General features: G+C 67.2%; 11 protein-coding genes and 1 pseudogene. 4 read left to right on the top strand and 8 right to left on the bottom strand.

Features of this window, described 5'->3' with window-relative positions:
* Positions 1–16 precede the first annotated feature (16 nt).
* The gene (locus MB901379_RS06070; RefSeq protein WP_197717867.1) at positions 17–871 is read left to right on the top strand and encodes a cyclodehydratase; all 855 of its coding nucleotides are present in this window, start codon (positions 17–19) and stop codon (positions 869–871) included.
* 19 nt (positions 872–890) lie between these two features.
* Here the strand turns inward: MB901379_RS06070 and MB901379_RS06065 are convergent, their stop codons facing one another.
* Both MB901379_RS06065 and MB901379_RS06060 read right to left on the bottom strand, forming a co-directional pair.
* The gene (locus MB901379_RS06065; RefSeq protein WP_158015805.1) at positions 891–1,064 is read right to left on the bottom strand and encodes a hypothetical protein; all 174 of its coding nucleotides are present in this window, start codon (positions 1,062–1,064) and stop codon (positions 891–893) included.
* A gap of 178 nt (positions 1,065–1,242) precedes the next feature.
* Positions 1,243–6,198, bottom strand: a complete 4,956-nt coding sequence (locus MB901379_RS06060) for a PE family protein (RefSeq protein ID WP_158015804.1) — start codon at positions 6,196–6,198, stop codon at positions 1,243–1,245.
* A 281-nt stretch (positions 6,199–6,479) separates the two neighbouring features.
* Between MB901379_RS06060 and MB901379_RS06055 the strand changes: the two genes are divergently transcribed.
* The gene (locus tag MB901379_RS06055) at positions 6,480–7,823 is read left to right on the top strand and encodes a macrolide-binding ATPase MABP-1 (protein WP_158018982.1); all 1,344 of its coding nucleotides are present in this window, start codon (positions 6,480–6,482) and stop codon (positions 7,821–7,823) included.
* A gap of 88 nt (positions 7,824–7,911) precedes the next feature.
* Here the strand turns inward: MB901379_RS06055 and MB901379_RS06050 are convergent, their stop codons facing one another.
* The 3 genes and pseudogenes from MB901379_RS06050 to MB901379_RS06045 all read right to left on the bottom strand — a co-directional run bounded on the left by MB901379_RS06050 (position 7,912) and on the right by MB901379_RS06045 (position 10,711).
* Positions 7,912–8,175, bottom strand: a complete 264-nt coding sequence (locus tag MB901379_RS06050) for a WhiB family transcriptional regulator (protein ID WP_158018981.1) — start codon at positions 8,173–8,175, stop codon at positions 7,912–7,914.
* A 3-nt stretch (positions 8,176–8,178) separates the two neighbouring features.
* A pseudogene (locus tag MB901379_RS25260) lies at positions 8,179–8,473 on the bottom strand (hypothetical protein); the annotation flags it as partial.
* Positions 8,474–8,611: 138 nt separating this feature from the next.
* The gene (locus MB901379_RS06045) at positions 8,612–10,711 is read right to left on the bottom strand and encodes an ATP-dependent DNA helicase UvrD2 (protein ID WP_162334332.1); all 2,100 of its coding nucleotides are present in this window, start codon (positions 10,709–10,711) and stop codon (positions 8,612–8,614) included.
* A gap of 143 nt (positions 10,712–10,854) precedes the next feature.
* Here MB901379_RS06045 and mrx1 point away from each other — a divergent pair, with 143 nt between their 5' ends.
* Both mrx1 and MB901379_RS06035 read left to right on the top strand, forming a co-directional pair.
* Positions 10,855–11,109, top strand: a complete 255-nt coding sequence (mrx1, locus tag MB901379_RS06040) for a mycoredoxin Mrx1 (RefSeq protein ID WP_158015802.1) — start codon at positions 10,855–10,857, stop codon at positions 11,107–11,109.
* 205 nt (positions 11,110–11,314) lie between these two features.
* A complete protein-coding gene (locus tag MB901379_RS06035; protein WP_232021998.1) occupies positions 11,315–11,980 on the top strand; it encodes a sensor domain-containing protein in 666 nt (221 codons plus the stop codon).
* A gap of 16 nt (positions 11,981–11,996) precedes the next feature.
* On the opposite strand, the gene nudC is transcribed toward MB901379_RS06035, so the two are convergent.
* From nudC to MB901379_RS06020, 3 genes are all read right to left on the bottom strand, one after another.
* Complete coding sequence (gene nudC, locus MB901379_RS06030; protein WP_158015800.1) at positions 11,997–12,920, bottom strand: NAD(+) diphosphatase; 924 nt, start codon at positions 12,918–12,920, stop codon at positions 11,997–11,999.
* A 118-nt stretch (positions 12,921–13,038) separates the two neighbouring features.
* Entirely contained in the window at positions 13,039–14,109 is a 1,071-nt protein-coding gene (locus MB901379_RS06025) for a potassium channel family protein (protein WP_158015799.1), read from the bottom strand.
* Positions 14,110–14,170: 61 nt separating this feature from the next.
* On the bottom strand, positions 14,171–17,461 hold the full coding sequence (locus MB901379_RS06020) for an ATP-dependent helicase (RefSeq protein ID WP_162334449.1): 3,291 nt from the start codon (positions 17,459–17,461) through the stop codon (positions 14,171–14,173).
* Positions 17,462–17,470: the final 9 nt, after the last annotated feature.

Raw genomic sequence — 17,470 nt, 5'->3', positions numbered from 1 at the left:
GGCACATTCTCAGGTCATGCCCCAGACCGCGCTCACCTTGTTTTCGTTGGATCCGGCGATGCCAGTGCTATTGCGTCCCGACGGCGCCGTGCAAGTGGGATGGGCCCCGGGCCGGGCCGTGCTGGTTCATCCACCGAACGGCCTGGCCGCGACGGCCTTGGCGGCGCTGCTGCGGAGCATGCGATCACCAATGGCGCTCACCGAACTGCAGCGCCACGCCGCCGACCGCGGGTTGGCGGATGGGAGCAAAGTCGCTGGCCTCATCAGGCAGTTGCTCAGCGCGGGCGTCGCGACTCGCGAATGTCGCCCGGCCAAGGGCCGCACACCATCGATCCGAGTGCACGGTCGCGGACCGCTGTCGGACCTACTGGTGCAGGCGTTGCGCTGCTCGGGTGCCCGCGTTAGGCAGAGCAGCCAACTGCATGCGGGGGCGACCCCCGCGGCCGCGGATTTGGTGGTGTTGTCCGACTACCTGGTCGCCGATCCGCGGCTGGTGCGCGATCTGCAAGGCGAGGGTGTTCCTCACCTTCCCGTTCGGGTGCGCGACGGCACCGGGTTGGTGGGACCGCTGGTCATCCCGGGGGTGACCAGCTGCCTCGGGTGCGCTGATCTGCACCGCACCGACCGGGACGCCGCGTGGCCGGCCATCGCTGCACAGCTGCGCGACGCCGTCGGGGTGGCTGATCGGGGAACGCTGCTGGCGACGACGGCGCTAGCGCTCAGTCAGGTCAACGGGGTGATCGCCGCGGTGCGCGGACAGCAGACCCCTCCCGAACCACCCTCGGCGCTGAACGCGACTTTGGAGTTCGACCTGAAAGCCGGCTCCATCGTGGCGCGGCACTGGACCCGGCACCCGTTGTGCTCGTGTTGACGCCGGCCCCTAGGCCCGCCTAGCCCAGCCGGCCCTGCTCCGGGACGTTTGTCGAGATCGACGCATACGCTCTGGCCAAGTCGTCCAACACCCCCTCGGTCAGACTGCCCTCTTTGCGGTGCTTGTCCAACGTCTCGATGATCGCCCGGAACAGGGCGTCGGCGGCGTCGTGTTGCGTTTGTTTTGCTGCCATAGCTTTCTGCGCTCCACCCTTCGAACGTGAGTTGCGACGAGTCATCGGGACCCGCAAGACATTACATAGTGCATGCATTGCGCGTTCGCCGGTGCCGCGACGAGGCGACACGCCACGCCCACGAGCGGTTGGGCCCGACTCGTCCTGCGTGATTTGACGGGCGCACACGAGCTGGACGCTACGGTGACGGCACCCCGCCGGGGCCGCCGGAACCACCCGAACCACCGGAACCACCGCCAGAGCCAACCGTGCTTGGACTGCCGGCCTGACCCAAACCCCCGGCACCTCCAAGTTTCGTCGAAATCCCGTTGCTGCCCTTACCGCCGGTGCCACCGGTGCCACCGGTACCGCCGGTACCACCCGACCCGATGCTGCCGGTGCCACCCGAACCGCCATTGCCGCCGCTGCCGCCGGTGCCGCCGTTGCCAAGGGCGGCATCGCCTCCGTTGCCGCCGTTGCCGCCGTGTCCACCGAAGCCGCCGTCGCCGCCTAAGGCGTACCCCGGGCCACCGATGCCGCCGTTACCGCCGGCACCGCCCGCACCACCGGCGATGCCCTGCCCAATGCTGGTGCCGCCATTGCCACCCGCACCACCGGGCCCGCCGGCACCGGCAGCGCCGGTGAATGCCGCGCCGCCGCCGTTACCCCCGTTGCCGCCCACGCCGCCGACGCCGCCGGTGGAACCTGGGCCGCCGCTGCCGCCGTTGCCGCCGTAACCGCCTGGGTTACCCCAGTTACCGTCGCCGCCGTTACCGCCGTTACCGCCGGCCCCGCCGAGACCGGCGGCCCCGTCGCCAGCGCCGCTGTGGCCGCCTAGGCCGCCGCTGCCGCCGTTGCCGCCGTTGCCGCCGGTGAAGCCGTCGACCTGACCGTCGCCGCCGTCGCCGCCCTTGCCGCCGTTCCCGCCGGTGCCAGCGGCGCCGTCGCCGAGCGAGCTGTGGCCAGCGTCGCCGCCGTTGCCGCCGCTACCGCCGTTGCCGCCCGCGGTGCCCGTACCGTCTTCGCCGTAGTCGCCCTTCCCGCCATTGCCGCCGTTGCCGCCGTTGCCGGCGGCGCCGTCGGCGATGGTGCCGTGGCCCCCGTTGCCGCCATTGCCGCCATAGCCGCCGGCGCCGCCGTCGAAGCCCGCACCACTGTCAATGTGGCCGGCGTTGCCGCCGGTACCGCCGTTGCCGCCGGCGCCGCCGATAGCACCGTTGCCGCCGTTACCGCCACGACCACCATCGCCCCGGAAGCCAGTAAGTACGTCACCGTCGCGATCACCGCCGTCGCCGCCGTTGCCGCCGTTGCCGCCGTTGCCGCCGGTACCGGTAATGGTGCCGGTGTCGCCGGTCTTGCCGGTGCTCGAGCCGGTGCCGCCATGGCCGCCGGCCCCGCCAGCGCCGGCGTGACCGCCATCGCCACCATTGCCGCCGTCGCCCGTGAGCCCGGCCACCAGGTGAATTCCATTGCCGCCGTCGCCACCGTCACCGCCGTTGCCACCGTGGCCGCCGTTACCGCCGTCGCCACCGGCGCCCATGGTGCCGTTGTGTCCACCCGGTGAGCGGGCGCTTCCGGCGGCCCCGCCGTTACCGCCGTTGCCGCCCGCGCCGCCGGTGACCCCGTTGGCCCCGTTGCCTCCGGACTCACCGCGGGCGGTATCAGCGCTATCCGTGCGGGTGCCGTCGGCGCCGTTGGCGCCGGCCGCGCCGGCACCGCTGGTGCCGCCGGTGCCGCCCTTACCGCCGTCACCACCGTTACCGCCGTCACCGCCGAGCAATCCGCTAGCCCCGCCGGCCCCGCCGACCCCACCGGTACCACCGGTACCCCCGACCCCGCCGACCTGGGCGTTGTCCGAACCCATCGAGCCATTCCCGCCGGCACCCCCGTGACCGCCGTTACCCCAGTCACCGCCATCGCCGCCGTTCCCGCCGCCACCACCAGAAATACCGTTAAGACCCGTGGTGCCCCCGGGAGCGATGGCATCGGCGCCGCGCCCCCCGTTACCGCCGTTACCACCGCTGTGTGGGCTAAGACCGTCGCCGCCGGTCTGACCGGGAGTGGCACCGCTACCGCCCTGCCCGCCGGCTCCACCAAAACCGGGGTTACCGCCGTCACCACCATCCCCGCCTTTACCGCCGTTGACGGCCATCTCGCCAGCCGAGCCGTTCCCACCGTCACCAGCGATCCCGCCGGCACCACCGTTGCCGCCATCCCCACCGACACCCGTGGCGCCGGCCTTACCGCCAGTGATGGTGTTAGCACTGCCCCCAGCCCCACCGTTACCACCGACCCCACCGGCCCCACCGCGACCACCGTCCCCACCGGAGCTGCCATCTGAACCCGCAAAAGCACCGTCGGCCCCGACATGACCGGCGCCACCGGTGCCGCCATCACCGCCGGCGCCGCCCTTACCGCCGGCCCCGCCATCACCGTGGAAGGCGCCGCCGTTGCCACCTTTACCGCCGTTACCACCTGCAGAACCATCACCGCCGGTGCCGCCGTTATCACCCGGATTTGGCCCAGCCGACCCGTCGGTGCCGGTAGCGCCATGACCACCATTACCCCCGGCCCCACCATTGCCGTCGAACCCACCATTGCCGCCGTCACCGCCATGACCCCCGGCCACACCCGCCGAGAAGCTATCCGCGCCATTCCCGCCGGCCCCACCATTGCCCCCGCTGGTCGGAGTGGCGCCGCTAGCGCCCTGCCCCCCGGTCCCCGCAGCACCGACTCCGCCGGCCCCGCCACCACCACCGGCACCCCGATTACCGCCATCGCCGCCATCACCACCGGCGCCCTGGTTCACACCGAGACTGCCCTGCCCACCAGCCCCCCCATCGCCAGCAACCCCGCCGCCCCCACCAGCACCGCCAACGCCACCCACACCATGAGCGGCGTCCCCGCCGGCACCGCCAACCCCGCCCCTACCGCCGTTACCACCATCCCCGCCATCGGCCCCCGCCGCCGTCATACCGCTTCCACCGGCCCCACCTTTAGCCCCAGCCCCGCCGTTACCGCCGTCCCCACCATCACCGGCGTCGACCCCACCAGATCCGCCGTCCCCACCGGCCCCGCCATTACCGCCGTTAACCCCGTGCCCACCCACGCCCCCCGGCACGGCATCACTACCGGCCATCCCGGCCATGCCGCTCCCGCCATCCCCACCACGCCCACCATCACCGACACGCCCGCCATCTCCACCACGCCCACCAGCCCCACCAGCGCCACCCGCGGTGGTGGCATCCGCACCCGCCCCACCACGACCGCCATCACCGCCACTGGTCGGACTACTGCCCTCAGCACCATGGGCACCCGCGGTGGAGCCCGCACCACCAGCCCCGCCCGCACCCCCCGCACCGGGATCACCGCCAGCCCCGCCGGCCCCGCCGGTCCCAAAACCCGCCCCCGGATCGACCAGCATGTTGCCGTGCCCACCGGTGCCCCCATTACCGGCCACCCCGCCAGCACCACCCTGACCGCCAGCCCCACCAGCGCCTTGACCACCCCCGACATACCCCGCCGCCAACGCCGCACCGCCCTGGCCGCCATCACCACCGTCACCGCCAGACCCGCCCGCAGCGCCGTTACCCCCATGCCCACCAACCCCACCAGCAACATGCGACAACGAACCGTTGGCGCCGTTACCGCCATCACCCCCGTTGCCGCCAGACCCCCCAGCCCCACCAGCCCCACCGTTACCGGCCTCGACCCCACCCGCGCCGCCGTCCCCGCCGTGCCCGCCAGCCCCACCGCCGGTACCGCCTTGACCATCAGCACCCGAGGTGACACCCGACTCACCGTCGGTCCCGGCCAAACCGTTACCGCCGTCCCCACCACGACCACCATCACCGAAGCGCCCGCCATCCCCACCACGCCCACCAGCCCCACCATTGCCGCCTGCGGTGATGGCGTCCGCGCCCATGCCGCCAGCACCGCCGTGCCCACCACCACCGTCAACACCACCAGCCCCGGTCGCCCCCGTAACCGACCCGAACCCCCCAGCGCCACCAACCCCGCCTACCCCGGCATTACCGCCTTGACCACCAGCCCCGCCAGCACCAAACCCGCCCCCCGTGACCGGGCTAACCGCCATATCACCGTGCCCACCATCACCACCATCACCAGCAAACCCACCAGCCCCGCCCGCACCACCGGCCCCGCCCACCCCCGCAACACCAGCACGACCAAACACGCTGCCCGCCGTACCACCAGCACCACCATTACCCCCAGCACCACCAGCCGCCCCGGACCCGCCGTCACCACCAGAACCCCCACTGCCACCCGCCACACTCGACGTCAATCCGCTAGCACCGGCCCCACCATCACCACCAGCACCACCCACACCACCCGCACCACCGACCCCACCGCTACCGCACACCACCCCGCCACGCCCCCCAGCCCCACCATGGCCCGCATCCCCACCAGCCGCACCCGCAGTACCCGAACCCCCCGCAACCAGACTTGACACACCCGCACCACCAGCCCTACCGACACCCCCAGCACCCCCCACACCGCCATCACCAAACCACCCCGCATCCCCACCAGCCCCACCATTTCCGCCGACCCCACCCGCACCGCCCGCACCCCCATTACCGAACAACCACCCCCCAGCACCCCCAACACCGCCCGCAGCGCCCACCCCACCCGCGCCCCCAACCCCACCCGAACCGATCAACCCCGCAGCCCCACCAGCGCCACCAGCTTGGCCCGCCGCACCCGACCCGCCAGCTCCCCCATTACCGAACAACAACCCACCAGCGCCACCAACGGCCCCACTCCCCGGCGCCCCACTAACCCCATCACCGATCAACGGACGCCCCACCAACGCCAACGTCGGCGCATTCACCACACCCCACACAACACGCTCCACATTGGCCACCTCAGCCTGCACATAGGCACCCACACCCCCGCTCAAGACCTGCACAAACCGGTCATTGAACGCCGCCATCTCAGCACTAATCGCCTGATACTCCCGACCAAACGTGCCGAACAACCCCGCAATCGCCGCCGACACCTCGTCCCCGGCCGCCGGCAACACCAACGACGTCGACACCGCCGCCGACGCATCCGCCACCCCAACCGAGGCCCCAATACCAGCCACCCGAGCGGCCGCATCCGCCACCAACTCCGGCACCACCGTCACAAAAGACACACCGCACCTCCTGGCCGTACAACCCCCGGCTAACAACTACCGACGAAACGATCCGACAGCGATGCGAAAAACCCGCCACGCCACCCCCACAGCGGACACACACCCCACCATCTCCCGACCCCAACCCCCCACCCAACGGCAAAACAACCAGTCACACCATGCACACTGCACAAACACCCACCAGCACGATCACCGACGCCGCAAACCCCGCCCACCCACACCCGCACGGCTCGCCATCGACCCAGTTGTGGCCGGATCGACACCCCGACAACTCAACCGTCATGGATGATGGGTACGTGTCAGAGATCAAGCGCGGCCGTGCCGCGCGCAACGCCAAGCTGGCCAGTATTCCGGTCGGCTTTGCTGGTAGGGCAGCGTTAGGGTTCGGCAAGCGGTTGACGGGCAAGTCGAAAGACGAGGTCAACGCCGAGCTGATGGAGAAGGCCGCCAACCAATTGTTCACGGTCTTGGGCGAGCTCAAGGGCGGCGCAATGAAAGTCGGCCAGGCGTTGTCGGTGATGGAAGCGGCCATCCCCGAGCAATTCGGAGAGCCGTACCGGGAAGCCCTGACCAAGCTGCAAAAGGACGCACCACCACTGCCCGCCGCCAAGGTTCACCGGGTACTGGACGCGCAACTGGGCACCAAATGGCGGGAGCGGTTCAGTTCGTTCGACGACACTCCCATCGCCTCGGCCAGCATCGGACAGGTGCACAAGGCGGTGTGGTCTGATGGCCGCGAAGTCGCGGTCAAGATCCAATACCCGGGTGCCGATGAAGCCTTACGGGCCGACCTCAAGACCATGCAACGGATGGTCGGCGTCCTCAAACAACTGTCACCGGGCGCCGACGTCCAAGGAGTCGTCGACGAACTGATCGAACGCACCGAGATGGAACTTGACTACCGCTTGGAGGCACAGAATCAACGCCTGTTCGCCAAGGCGTACGCCGGTCACCCGCGCTTGCTGGTACCACATGTGGTGGCAAGCTCGCCGAAAGTGGTGATTCAAGAGTGGATCGACGGTGTGCCGATGGCGCACATCATTCGCCACGGGACGCAAGAACAGCGCGACCTCATCGGCACGCTGCTCCTCGAACTCACCTTCGATGCGCCGCGCCGGGTGGAGATGCTGCACGGCGATGCCCACCCGGGAAATTTCATGCTGTTGCCCGACGACCGGATGGCCGTCATCGATTTCGGCGCCGTAGCACCACTGCCCGGCGGCTATCCCATCGAGCTGGGGATGACGATCCGGCTGGCGCGCGACAAAAATTATGACCTGCTGTTGCCCACCATGGAGAAGGCCGGGTTCATCCAGCGTGGACAACAGGTCTCGGTGCTCGAGATCGATGAGATGCTGCGCCAATACGTCGAGCCCATCGAGGTCGACGTCTTCCACTACACACGAAAGTGGCTGCAGCGCATGACCGTCAGTCAGTTTGACCGATCGGTTGCGCAGATCAAGACGGCGCGGCAAATGGACCTACCGCCCAAGCTGGCCATACCGATGCGGGTCATCGCGTCGGTGGCCGCGATCCTGTGCCAGCTGGATGCCCACGTGCCGATCAAGGCCCTCTCCGAGGAACTGATTCCCGGCTTCGCCGAGCCGGATACCGCTGCAGTCTGATCGTCAGCAAAGCGCGACCACCGACACCGTCGCTCACGGTCGAGAACCGTTGCAGTGGTCGCACTTTCACCGCGATCTCCAGCATCCGCTAAGCAGCAACCTTGCGAGGACGCCCACGCGGACGCTTGCGACTGACGACCTCGCCTCGCTCGAATATCTCCCCGCCCCAAACTCCCCATGGCTCGGCCCGTTCCAGCGCCGCAGCCAGGCACTGACGCCGGATCGGGCAGTTCGCACACAGCGTCTTGGCACGCTCGAGATCGGCGGGCGTATCGGCGAACCATAAGTCGGGGTTACCGACATGACATGGCAACACCGGCAACTTCTGTCTGGGGACTGTCAGTGCCGACATGTCCTTCCTCACCTGCTTCCTGGTCTGGGACTGTCCTTTGAAGGTGATCCGGACCAGGTTGCGGGGCGGCAGACCCAAAAACTTGGCCACGGATCCTTGTGACTCGGGTCCGTGGCCTGTTGACGAAAATCGGGCTGCTACGTAGTACCTACGTTGGGCTCCGATCCACGGACGCGTAAGTCGCGGCGGCGGCGGCGACACGATGCTTGCCCGCTGCCGCCGACGGGGCGGTGCGAGCGGCAGGGGGGGTTCCAGCGGTCAACACCGGGTCCGCCACGCCTACACCGAACGCATTCATGTTCTTCACCGTGACTACCCTCCTCTCGTACCGCGCGTGCCGAAGCCAGCATCCAGCGCCAGCATCAGAAGACTTGTTAGAGGGTAAACGGTAGCAGCCGGCACTAACAACCTATTTTTGACCTGGGGGTTTGCCCAGTCAACGAGCTTGTCGAACCAGCTCCAGCACGTCGGCCCCGTACTGTTCGAGTTTTCGGGCGCCGATACCCGGTATCGCGATCAGAGCCGACTCATCGTCAGGTAGCAGCTCGGCAATCGCAATCAGGGTGTTATCACTGAAAACGATGTAGGCGGGCACGTTCTGCTCCTTAGCGACATTTAGCCGCCAGGACTTGAGCTGCAACAGCAAGCCCTCGTTGACGTCTCCGGCGCAGGTTTCGCATCTTCGCAACATGACAGCCGCCGGAGTGGTCAGCTCCTTGTTGCACACCCGGCAACGCGTCGCAACCCGGTTGCGACGCGGCTTGCTCGGCCCCGGATCGACCCGCGTTTGCGGCGCAATGCCGTTCAGGAAACGCGACGGCTTGCGGCTCTGGCGCCCACCTGCAGCGCGAGCCAGCGCCCAGCTGAGCGTCAAATGTACTCGCGCCCTGGTAATTCCGACGTAGAGCAGTCGACGCTCTTCCTCGACAGGTTCGCTCTGGGGACCGTGCGCCAACGCGTGTGAAATGGGAAGCGTGCCGTCAACCAATCCGACCAGGAACACCGCATCCCATTCGAGGCCCTTGGCCGCATGCAGGGAGGCAAGCGTGACGCCTTGCACTACCGGTGGATGGCGTGCGTCGGCGCGGGTCCGGAGCTCGGCCAGCAGTCCCGGAAGCTGCAGTTGGGGACGCTGCGCCACCTCATCGTCGACCAGTTCAGCCAAAGCGGTCAGGCCCTCCCAACGCTCCCGGGCGCGGGTGCCGACGGGCTCTTCGGCCGTCAATCCCAACGGTTCCAGGATTGCGCGAACCACGTCGGGCACCGCCCCCTCGACACCGCGGTCGGCGGCTCGCTGCAACGCCACCACCGCCTGCTTGATCTCCTGGCGGTTGAAAAATCCCTCGCCACCACGAACCTGGTAGGCGATTCCGGCCTCGGTCAAGGCTTCCTCGTAAACCTCGGACTGCGCGTTGACGCGGTACAAGATGGCGATCTCGGATGGAGACACACCGGATTCGGTCAGCCGAGCGATCGACGCCGCCGCCGCGGCCGCTTCTGCTGCCTCGTCAGGATACTCGTGAAACGACGGGGCCGGACCGGGTTCACGCTGACCGGACAGCTGCAGCTTGCTGCCAGCGACACGGCCCCTGGCGGCGGCGATCACCCGATTGGCCAGCGACACCACCTGCGGGGTGGACCGGTAGTCACGCTCGAGACGCACGACGGTGGCGTCAGGAAACCTGCGCGAGAAGTCAAGCAGGAAACGCGGCGAGGCGCCGGTGAACGAGTAGATGGTCTGGTTGGCATCCCCCACCACCGTCAAGTCGTCGCGGTCCCCCAACCACGCCGAAAGAACCCGCTGCTGCAGTGGGGTAACGTCCTGGTACTCATCGACCACGAAACAGCGGTAGCGATCCCGGAACTCCTCGGCCACCGCGGCATCATTTTCGATAGCGGCCGCGGTGTGCAAAAGCAGATCGTCGAAATCCAGTAGCGTCACGCTTTCATCGCGAACTTTCAACGACTCGTATTCGGAGTAGACGACCGCGATTCGCCCGGCATCCAAAGGCGTGTCTCGGCCCGCCGCCGCCACCGCGGTCGGGTACTCCTCGGGACCGATCAACGATGCCTTGGCCCACTCAATCTCGCCCGCAAGGTCACGGACGTCATCGGTGCTGGCGTTCATCCTGGCACGGCTGGCAGCGCGCGCCACGATCGCGAACTTGCTGTCCAATAGTTGCCAGCCGATATCGCCCACCACCCGTGGCCAGAAATACCGCAGTTGCCGGTGGGCGGCCGCGTGAAAGGTCAGCGCCTGCACAGAGCCCACACCAGAGCCGGTCTGGGCGGCAGCATCCAGCGCTCGCAGCCGAGAACGCATCTCCCCCGCCGCACGCTGAGTAAAGGTCACTGCCAGCACCTGACCGGCGGCGACATGACCACCGGCGACAAGCTGGGCGATCCGGTGCGTGATCGTGCGCGTCTTTCCGGTCCCGGCGCCTGCCAGCACGCAGACCGGTCCACGTGCAGCCAGCACGGCTTCGCGCTGTTCGTCGTCCAGCTTGGCGGTCATTGAGTCTGCGACCATCAGCATGGTGTCCATCTTGGCAGCGGTGGCCGACAAACCGGGCGTTTCGCCACGCCGCGGGCGGCATCGTCGCAGGGCTCGACCACATCGCCCAGCTCCTCACCGCCCGCCACGCGGGCGGCATCGTCGCAGGGCTACCTTTACCACCTATGACCAACGCTGCGCTCACCATCTACACGACGTCATGGTGTGGCTACTGCCTTCGGCTCAAGACCGCGCTCAATGCCGAGGGGATCTCCTACCACGAGGTCGATATCGAACGAGACCCGGCAGCTGGAGAATTCGTCAGCTCGGTCAACCGCGGCAACAAAACCGTTCCGACGGTGAAGTTCGGCGACGGGTCGACGCTGACCAACCCGAGCGTTGGTGAGGTCAAAGCGAAAATGACACAGCACAGCGGCTAAATTCGCGCCGCCGCCCACCGCCTGCGCGCCGACACGACGAGCCAGCCGCGCCATTGGCACCCGGCAGGGGGCGACTCGCCGGTAGCATGGCGCCAACACCAACCGCGGACGGGTGGTCCGCAGAAAACGGCTATCGACGATGGGGCCCAGAGGCGCAAAGCACGAAATCGGAAGATCCGCAACGAGCTGGTTCAAGCGGCGACCGGTGATCATTGGCACCACCTTTGTCGGCGCGATCAGATCAGTCGTTGTCGTCTGCGCTGCGCTGGCCGCAATCGCGGCTTGTTCTCATCACGGGACATCAGCCAAGCCGAGTACCACCACCACGCAGCCCAAGGGCGTCGATGCACTGATCGTCAGCGTCGAAGAGGTGCGAAGGATCGCCGATTTTGAGGAACTCACCGCACATGAGCGTGCCGACGTGCGCAATCCGCCGCCAGGTGACCTGAGTGCTCCCGGTCCGTGCCGGGCGGCGGGGACCAGTGATCTCACTTTCGCCAGTGGATGGCTGGAATTCCGCAGCGCGGGCTACAGCGGGGTTACCGACGACATAGCCCCCGGTGGCCGGGCCCTGGTCGATTCCGTAAGCCAGGCCGTCGCGATCTACCCCGATACCCATGCGGCCCGCAACGCGCTCGATCAACTGGGGAACTCGCTGAAGGCCTGCATGGCACTGCAGGACCCGGCCTACAACTTCAAGGTGGATAGGCCGGACGCCACAACATTGCGGATCACCGACGAAGGATGGAGCCACCTGTATCGCGCGCAGGATGCGGTGCTGATATCCGTCGGGGTGCTGGGTATCGAGCCGGCTGAGCGGATCGCGACTACGGTTCTTGACATCATCACCGACCGCATCAAGCAGCAGTAGCGCAATTCGGACCAGCTCAGCAGCGCGCCGCCCAGGATTCGATGATCACGCGGGCGATCGAAACCGAGCCCGGGAGTAGCAATTTTGACTTCGACGCGGTTGTCCAGTCGCCGGCGTCCAGCGCTGCACGTACCTCACCGCGGGTGAACCAAGCGGCCTCCGCAATCTCTCCGTCGTTGAACGAAAATGCTTGATCAGGGTCACCCAGGGCATGAAAACCGACCATTAGCGAACGCGGGAACGGCCAGGGCTGACTGCCCAGATAACGTACATCGCGGACGGTCAGTCCGATCTCCTCACGAATCTCGCGCGCGACGCACACTTCGAACGACTCGCCGGCCTCAACGAACCCAGCGAGCAGCGAGAACATCCCGTCCGGCCATACCGCCTGGCGGGCCAACACGGCGCGGTCACCACCATCGTGGACCAGCACGATCACCGCCGCATCGATACGTGGGAACTCCTCATGGCCGGTAAGCACGTTGACCCGCGACCATCCACTCCTGGCCGGCTTCGTCGGGCTGCCATCCAACGGACTGAAGCGCGAACTGTCATGCCAGTTCAACAACGCCATCGCCGACGCCACCAACTGGCTGCTGGTGTCGTCGATGATCCTGCCAAGCCTGCGCAAGTCCACCACCTCGGCGTGCACGCTCGGGTCTGCGGGCGGCACAAGCGCATCCCGGATCGCCCAGACGTGTCGACCGCTGGCAATGCGACCCAGGAACACCGCCTCCGGCGGCGGCGCATCTGCCAGCGCAGCTGCCGCACCCAGCACTACCTGGCCATTTGCGACCAGCACCTGATTGCGCGAATCCACCCGCAGCAGCGCGGCGTCGGCCCATCCCCTAGCCGCCGCCTCGATGTCCGTCCGCAAGTGGTCGGCCCGGTCGGCACCAACCCGCGAAAGCAGCGGCACGTCCCGCAACTGGAAGTCCACCCTAGGTCCTAACGTCCCGGTAGCGACCCGCCGCACTCGGACGCGCCGAGCTCGCGATCGCCACTAGTGCCCCGGTGGCGACCCGCCGCACTCGGACGCGCCGAGCTCGCGATCGCCACTAGTGCCCCGTATTGCGTATGTAGAGCAGACGGTCGTTGGCCTCGATAGCGTCCACTTCAGGTGCACCTATCCGCAGTAGCTGCCCGCCACGTACAACCCCAAGCACGATGTCCCGCAAATGCCGCGGCGATCCGCCGATCTCGCTTGGCTCCACTTCGCGTTCAGCGATGGCTAGCCCGGCATCGGGAGTCAGCAGGTCCTCGATCATCTGCACGACGCTGGGCGTGGTGGTGGCAAGACCGAGCAACCGACCAGCGGTCTCAGAGGAAACCACCACCGAGTCCGCTCCTGACTGCTCCAACAAGTGCTGATTTTCGGCCTCACGGATAGAGGCCACGATCTGGGCCTTGGGGGAAATCTCACGGGCCGTCAACGTCACCAGCGCGGCGGTGTCATCGCGGCTGGCGGCAACGATGATGGAGGCCGCATGCTGGGCGCCGGCGAGGCGCAACACATCTGATTTGGTGGCATCTCCGTGCACGGTGACCAGCCCTGCGGCCGCCGCGCGTTCCAGGGCCGCCTGCTCGGTGTCAACGACGACGATCTCGCCGGGAACCACCTCGTCGCCGAGCATCGCGCTGATCGCCGTTTTGCCCTTTGTCCCATAACCGATGACAACGGTGTGGTTGCGCACCCTGCTCCTCCAACGCTGGATCTTTAGTGCCTGACGCGACGTTTCGGTGACCACCTCGAGCGTCGTCCCGACCAACAAAATCAGGAACGCGATACGCAACGGCGTGATGATCAAGACATTCGCCGCCCGCGCCGCTTCCGAAACGGGCGTGATATCCCCGTATCCCGTGGTCGAGAGAGTCACCGCCGAGTAGTACACACAATCCAGAAACGACAGGCTGTCGCCCTGAGAATCGTGGTAGCCGTCGCGATCCACATAGACCGTGATGGCACCGGCCAATAACGCCACCAAGGCGATGGCCACCCGGCGCGAAATGATGCGAGCGGGACTGGCCTGCCCCTGCGGGATGCGCAGTACACCGACAAGCGCGTAGCTGGGCTGGACGGTCAGCCTCTCATCGAGTCGCCGCGCCCGCCGCCAGCTACCTCTAGCCACGGGAATCCGTCATGGACCACCCCCAACGCACGACACAGGCACGACGAATATGTAACCACGATCAAGTGGTGCCAGGGCGACCGGAGTCGGCCATCAACGCCGCTAGTTCAGCGGTATCGGGCAGCTCATCCGGAACGATGGTGGTTCCGTTGCGCACGTAGTAGAAAGCCGTACGCACCGCCGATTCCGGACATCCGCTCAGGGCGGCCCACGCCAACCGGTAGATAGCCAGCTGGACTGCGGCTTGCCGCATGGCTTCAGACCCGCGCGGCGCCTCACCGGTCTTCCAGTCCACCACAGTGACACCACCATCAGAATCGGCGAATATCGCGTCGATGCGGCCGCGCACCACGGTGTCACCGATCGGCATTTCGAACGGCACCTCTACCGCGATCGGGGTGCGAGCAGCCCATGGCGATCCGGTAAACGCTGCCTGCAACTCTGCCAGCTCCGCAGCGTTACCCACATCGGAGTCAACCGCGCCGGGGAGGTCGCCCAAATCGAACAGCAACTCCGCTCCGTAGAATTGCTGGACCCAGGAATGAAAAGCGTTGCCCAACAACGCATGCGGATCTGGACGCGTTGGCAGTCGATGCACCAGTCGCGGTGTAGCCCCCGCAGGGTCGCGGGCCAGCTCCACCAAACCACTGACCGACAACTGGCGGGGCAATTTCCGCACCAGCGGTTGGTCCGCCAGTGCCCGCTCTGCCAACAACGCATCGACGTCGGCGACCCACTCCTCGCCGTTCGCAGCAAGACCTGCCAATGCGGTTGACTCGGCCGACATCGCCTCGGCTACCAATGCGGCCCCACGTTCGACGTCACAGCGCCGTGCCGCCAGCGGATCATCAGGCCAATTGGCCTCAACGGCATGGTCCCGCAACGGGTTAAGTTCACCCTCAGCCGGCGCGGGCGCCCAATGTTCCACAATCCCGCACGGATCGCCGGATTCGGCAGAACGGTCGATGATGTCCTTGATTTCGCACAAGAATTCCGACGGCCCACGTGGTTTGATCCCGGTGACGCCCCAGTGGTGGCCGGATACCAACAGGGTGTCCTCGGCCCGAGTGACGCCCACATACAACAGCCGACGCTCCTCATCCACGCGGCGCTGATCGAGCTGACCACGGTGCTCGGAAATCTTGTCTGACAGCTGTTTTCGGTTGGTCACAGCCGAGATGTCCAGAACCGGGACACCCAGCGCCCCGACAGCGGCGCGGTCACCACGCAGTAGCGGTGGTAACTCACCTGGATCGGTCAGCCAGGTACCTTTCGACCCGCTCGATGGGAACACGCCACCCGACAGGTGCGCCACCGCCACCACTTGCCACTCCAACCCCTTGGCGGCATGCACCGTAAGCACCTGGACCCTGTCTCGAGCAACCGTCAGCTGAGCGGGCGCCAACCCATTCTCGACGTCGGCGGCCGTGTCTAAATAGGCGAGTAGGCCCGCTACCGACGCCTTGGTGGACATCTCGGTAAGTGAGCTTGAAGCGGTGGCGCGCTCGGCGTAGCCGGCAACCACGTCTGAGAACGCATCGAGATGCTCAGCACCGAGCCACTCCCCGCCAGCTCCCCACGTGGCGCGGGCTTCGCAGTCGACCCCAAGCACGCGACGCACCTCGGCGATCAGATCGGGCAGTGAATGATCAAGATGTCCGCGCAGCAGATTCAGTTCGGCGGACAGCGCGCTTATGCGCCCGTAGCCCGTCTCCGAGTACCCCTCCGCTGGGCCCGGGTCGCAGATGGCGTCGGCCAAACAGGCGGTGTCGACGTCAGGGCCGGCCGCCATCGCCACCACTTCCGGCGACAGCGACTCGCTCGACCGCGATCCGACAGCCAGATCCAGCGCACGTCGCCACAGCGCGGCAAGATCGCGGGCGCCAAGCCGCCACCGGGGGCCGGTCAACACCCGCATCGCCGCGGCGCCGGCCGTCGGGTCGACCACCAATCGCAGCATGGCTACAACGTCGGCGACCTCCGGAACGAACAGCAGGCCGGCTAGCCCGACGACTTCCACCGGGACTCCCCGGCTACGTAGTGCATCGGCGATGGGTGCCGCATCGGCGTTGCGGCGCACCAGCACCGCCGCGGTGGGCGGGCTGACACCATCGACCTGAGCTTGTCGATAGTGCCCTCGTAATTGATCAGCGATCCACTCACGTTCGGCGCCTACATCGGCAAGTAACGCGCAGCGAACGGTCCCAGGAGCGGCGTCCGGCCGCGAGCGCAGTGCGTGCACCGCGACGGATCTGCGCCGGGCCGGTGCCGATATGGCGTTGGCCACATGCAGCGCACGCGGCGGGTTTCGCCAGCTGGTTCGCAGCTCGAGGACCGGAGCGGGAGTGCCATCGGCCAGCGCGAAGTCGGTGGAGAACCGCGGCAAGTTGGTCGCCGAGGCGCCACGCCAGCCGTAGATCGATTGAATCGGATCACCGACCGCGGTAAGGGCTAGCCCGTCGTCGACTCCGCCGCCGAACAACGACGACAACGCGACACGCTGGGAATGCCCGGTGTCTTGGTACTCATCGAGCAACACCACCCTGTAGTGGTTTCGCAGATCCTGACCAACCTGCGGGCACGTTGCCGCCAGCCGCGCCGCAGCGGACATCTGCATTCCGAAGTCCATCACCTTGTCGGCGCGCATGCGCTCACGCAACGCATCGAGCAGTGGCACCAGCTCGGCGCGCTCGGTCTGGGTGGCCAGCATCCGCAGTAGCCACTGGCTGGGTCCGCGATCACGCTGGTAGGGGCCAGCCGGCAAGGCATGAACCAACCGTTCCAGCTCAACGTGCGTATCGCGGAGCTGCCGGGTGTCCACCAGGTGCTCGGCGAGCTGACCCCACAGCCGCAACACCATCGAGGTGACCGCCGCTGGGGTTTTCTCGATATGTAGGTCACCGCGATAACCAGTGACCACATCGAATGCCAGCTGCCACAGCTCTGTTTCGCCGAGTAACCGAGTATCGGGCTCAACCGGCAGCAACAAGCCGTAATCACGCAACAACGAGCCCGCAAACGCATGATACGTGCTGATCACCGGACTGCCCGCGGCGTCGCGCGCTGCCGGGTCAGGGTCGAGGCCGGACAACCGGGATAACCGGGACCGGACGCGACGCAGCAGTTGGCCGGCCGCCTTTCTGGTGAATGTCAGTCCGAGTACCTGTCCTGGCGCGGCGTAGCCGTTGGCGATCAGCCACACCACCCGCGCCGCCATCGTCTCGGTTTTGCCGGCGCCAGCACCGGCAATAACCACTAACGGGCCGGGCGGTGCCGCTATCACCGCCGCCTGTTCATCGGTGGGCGGGAGAACACCTAGAGCACAAGCTAATTCGGCTGGGCTATAGCGCATCGACACCGA

It is taken from the genome of Mycobacterium basiliense, from assembly GCF_900292015.1.
Classification (GTDB): Bacteria; Actinomycetota; Actinomycetes; order Mycobacteriales; family Mycobacteriaceae; genus Mycobacterium; species Mycobacterium basiliense.
The sequence above is the reverse complement of the archived record's forward strand: the minus strand, read 5'-3'. Positions and strand labels throughout refer to the sequence as shown.

Excerpts from the sequence above, each read along its gene's own strand:
- MB901379_RS06070 (WP_197717867.1), top strand. The coding sequence starts at position 17 with ATGCCCCAGACCGCGCTCACCTTGTTTTCGTTGGATCCGGCGATGCCA.
- MB901379_RS06065 (WP_158015805.1), bottom strand. The coding sequence starts at position 1,064 with ATGGCAGCAAAACAAACGCAACACGACGCCGCCGACGCCCTGTTCCGG.
- MB901379_RS06055 (WP_158018982.1), top strand. The coding sequence starts at position 6,480 with ATGGATGATGGGTACGTGTCAGAGATCAAGCGCGGCCGTGCCGCGCGC.
- MB901379_RS06050 (WP_158018981.1), bottom strand. The coding sequence starts at position 8,175 with ATGTCGGCACTGACAGTCCCCAGACAGAAGTTGCCGGTGTTGCCATGT.
- MB901379_RS06045 (WP_162334332.1), bottom strand. The coding sequence starts at position 10,711 with ATGCTGATGGTCGCAGACTCAATGACCGCCAAGCTGGACGACGAACAG.
- mrx1 (WP_158015802.1), top strand. The coding sequence starts at position 10,855 with ATGACCAACGCTGCGCTCACCATCTACACGACGTCATGGTGTGGCTAC.
- MB901379_RS06020 (WP_162334449.1), bottom strand. The coding sequence starts at position 17,461 with ATGCGCTATAGCCCAGCCGAATTAGCTTGTGCTCTAGGTGTTCTCCCG.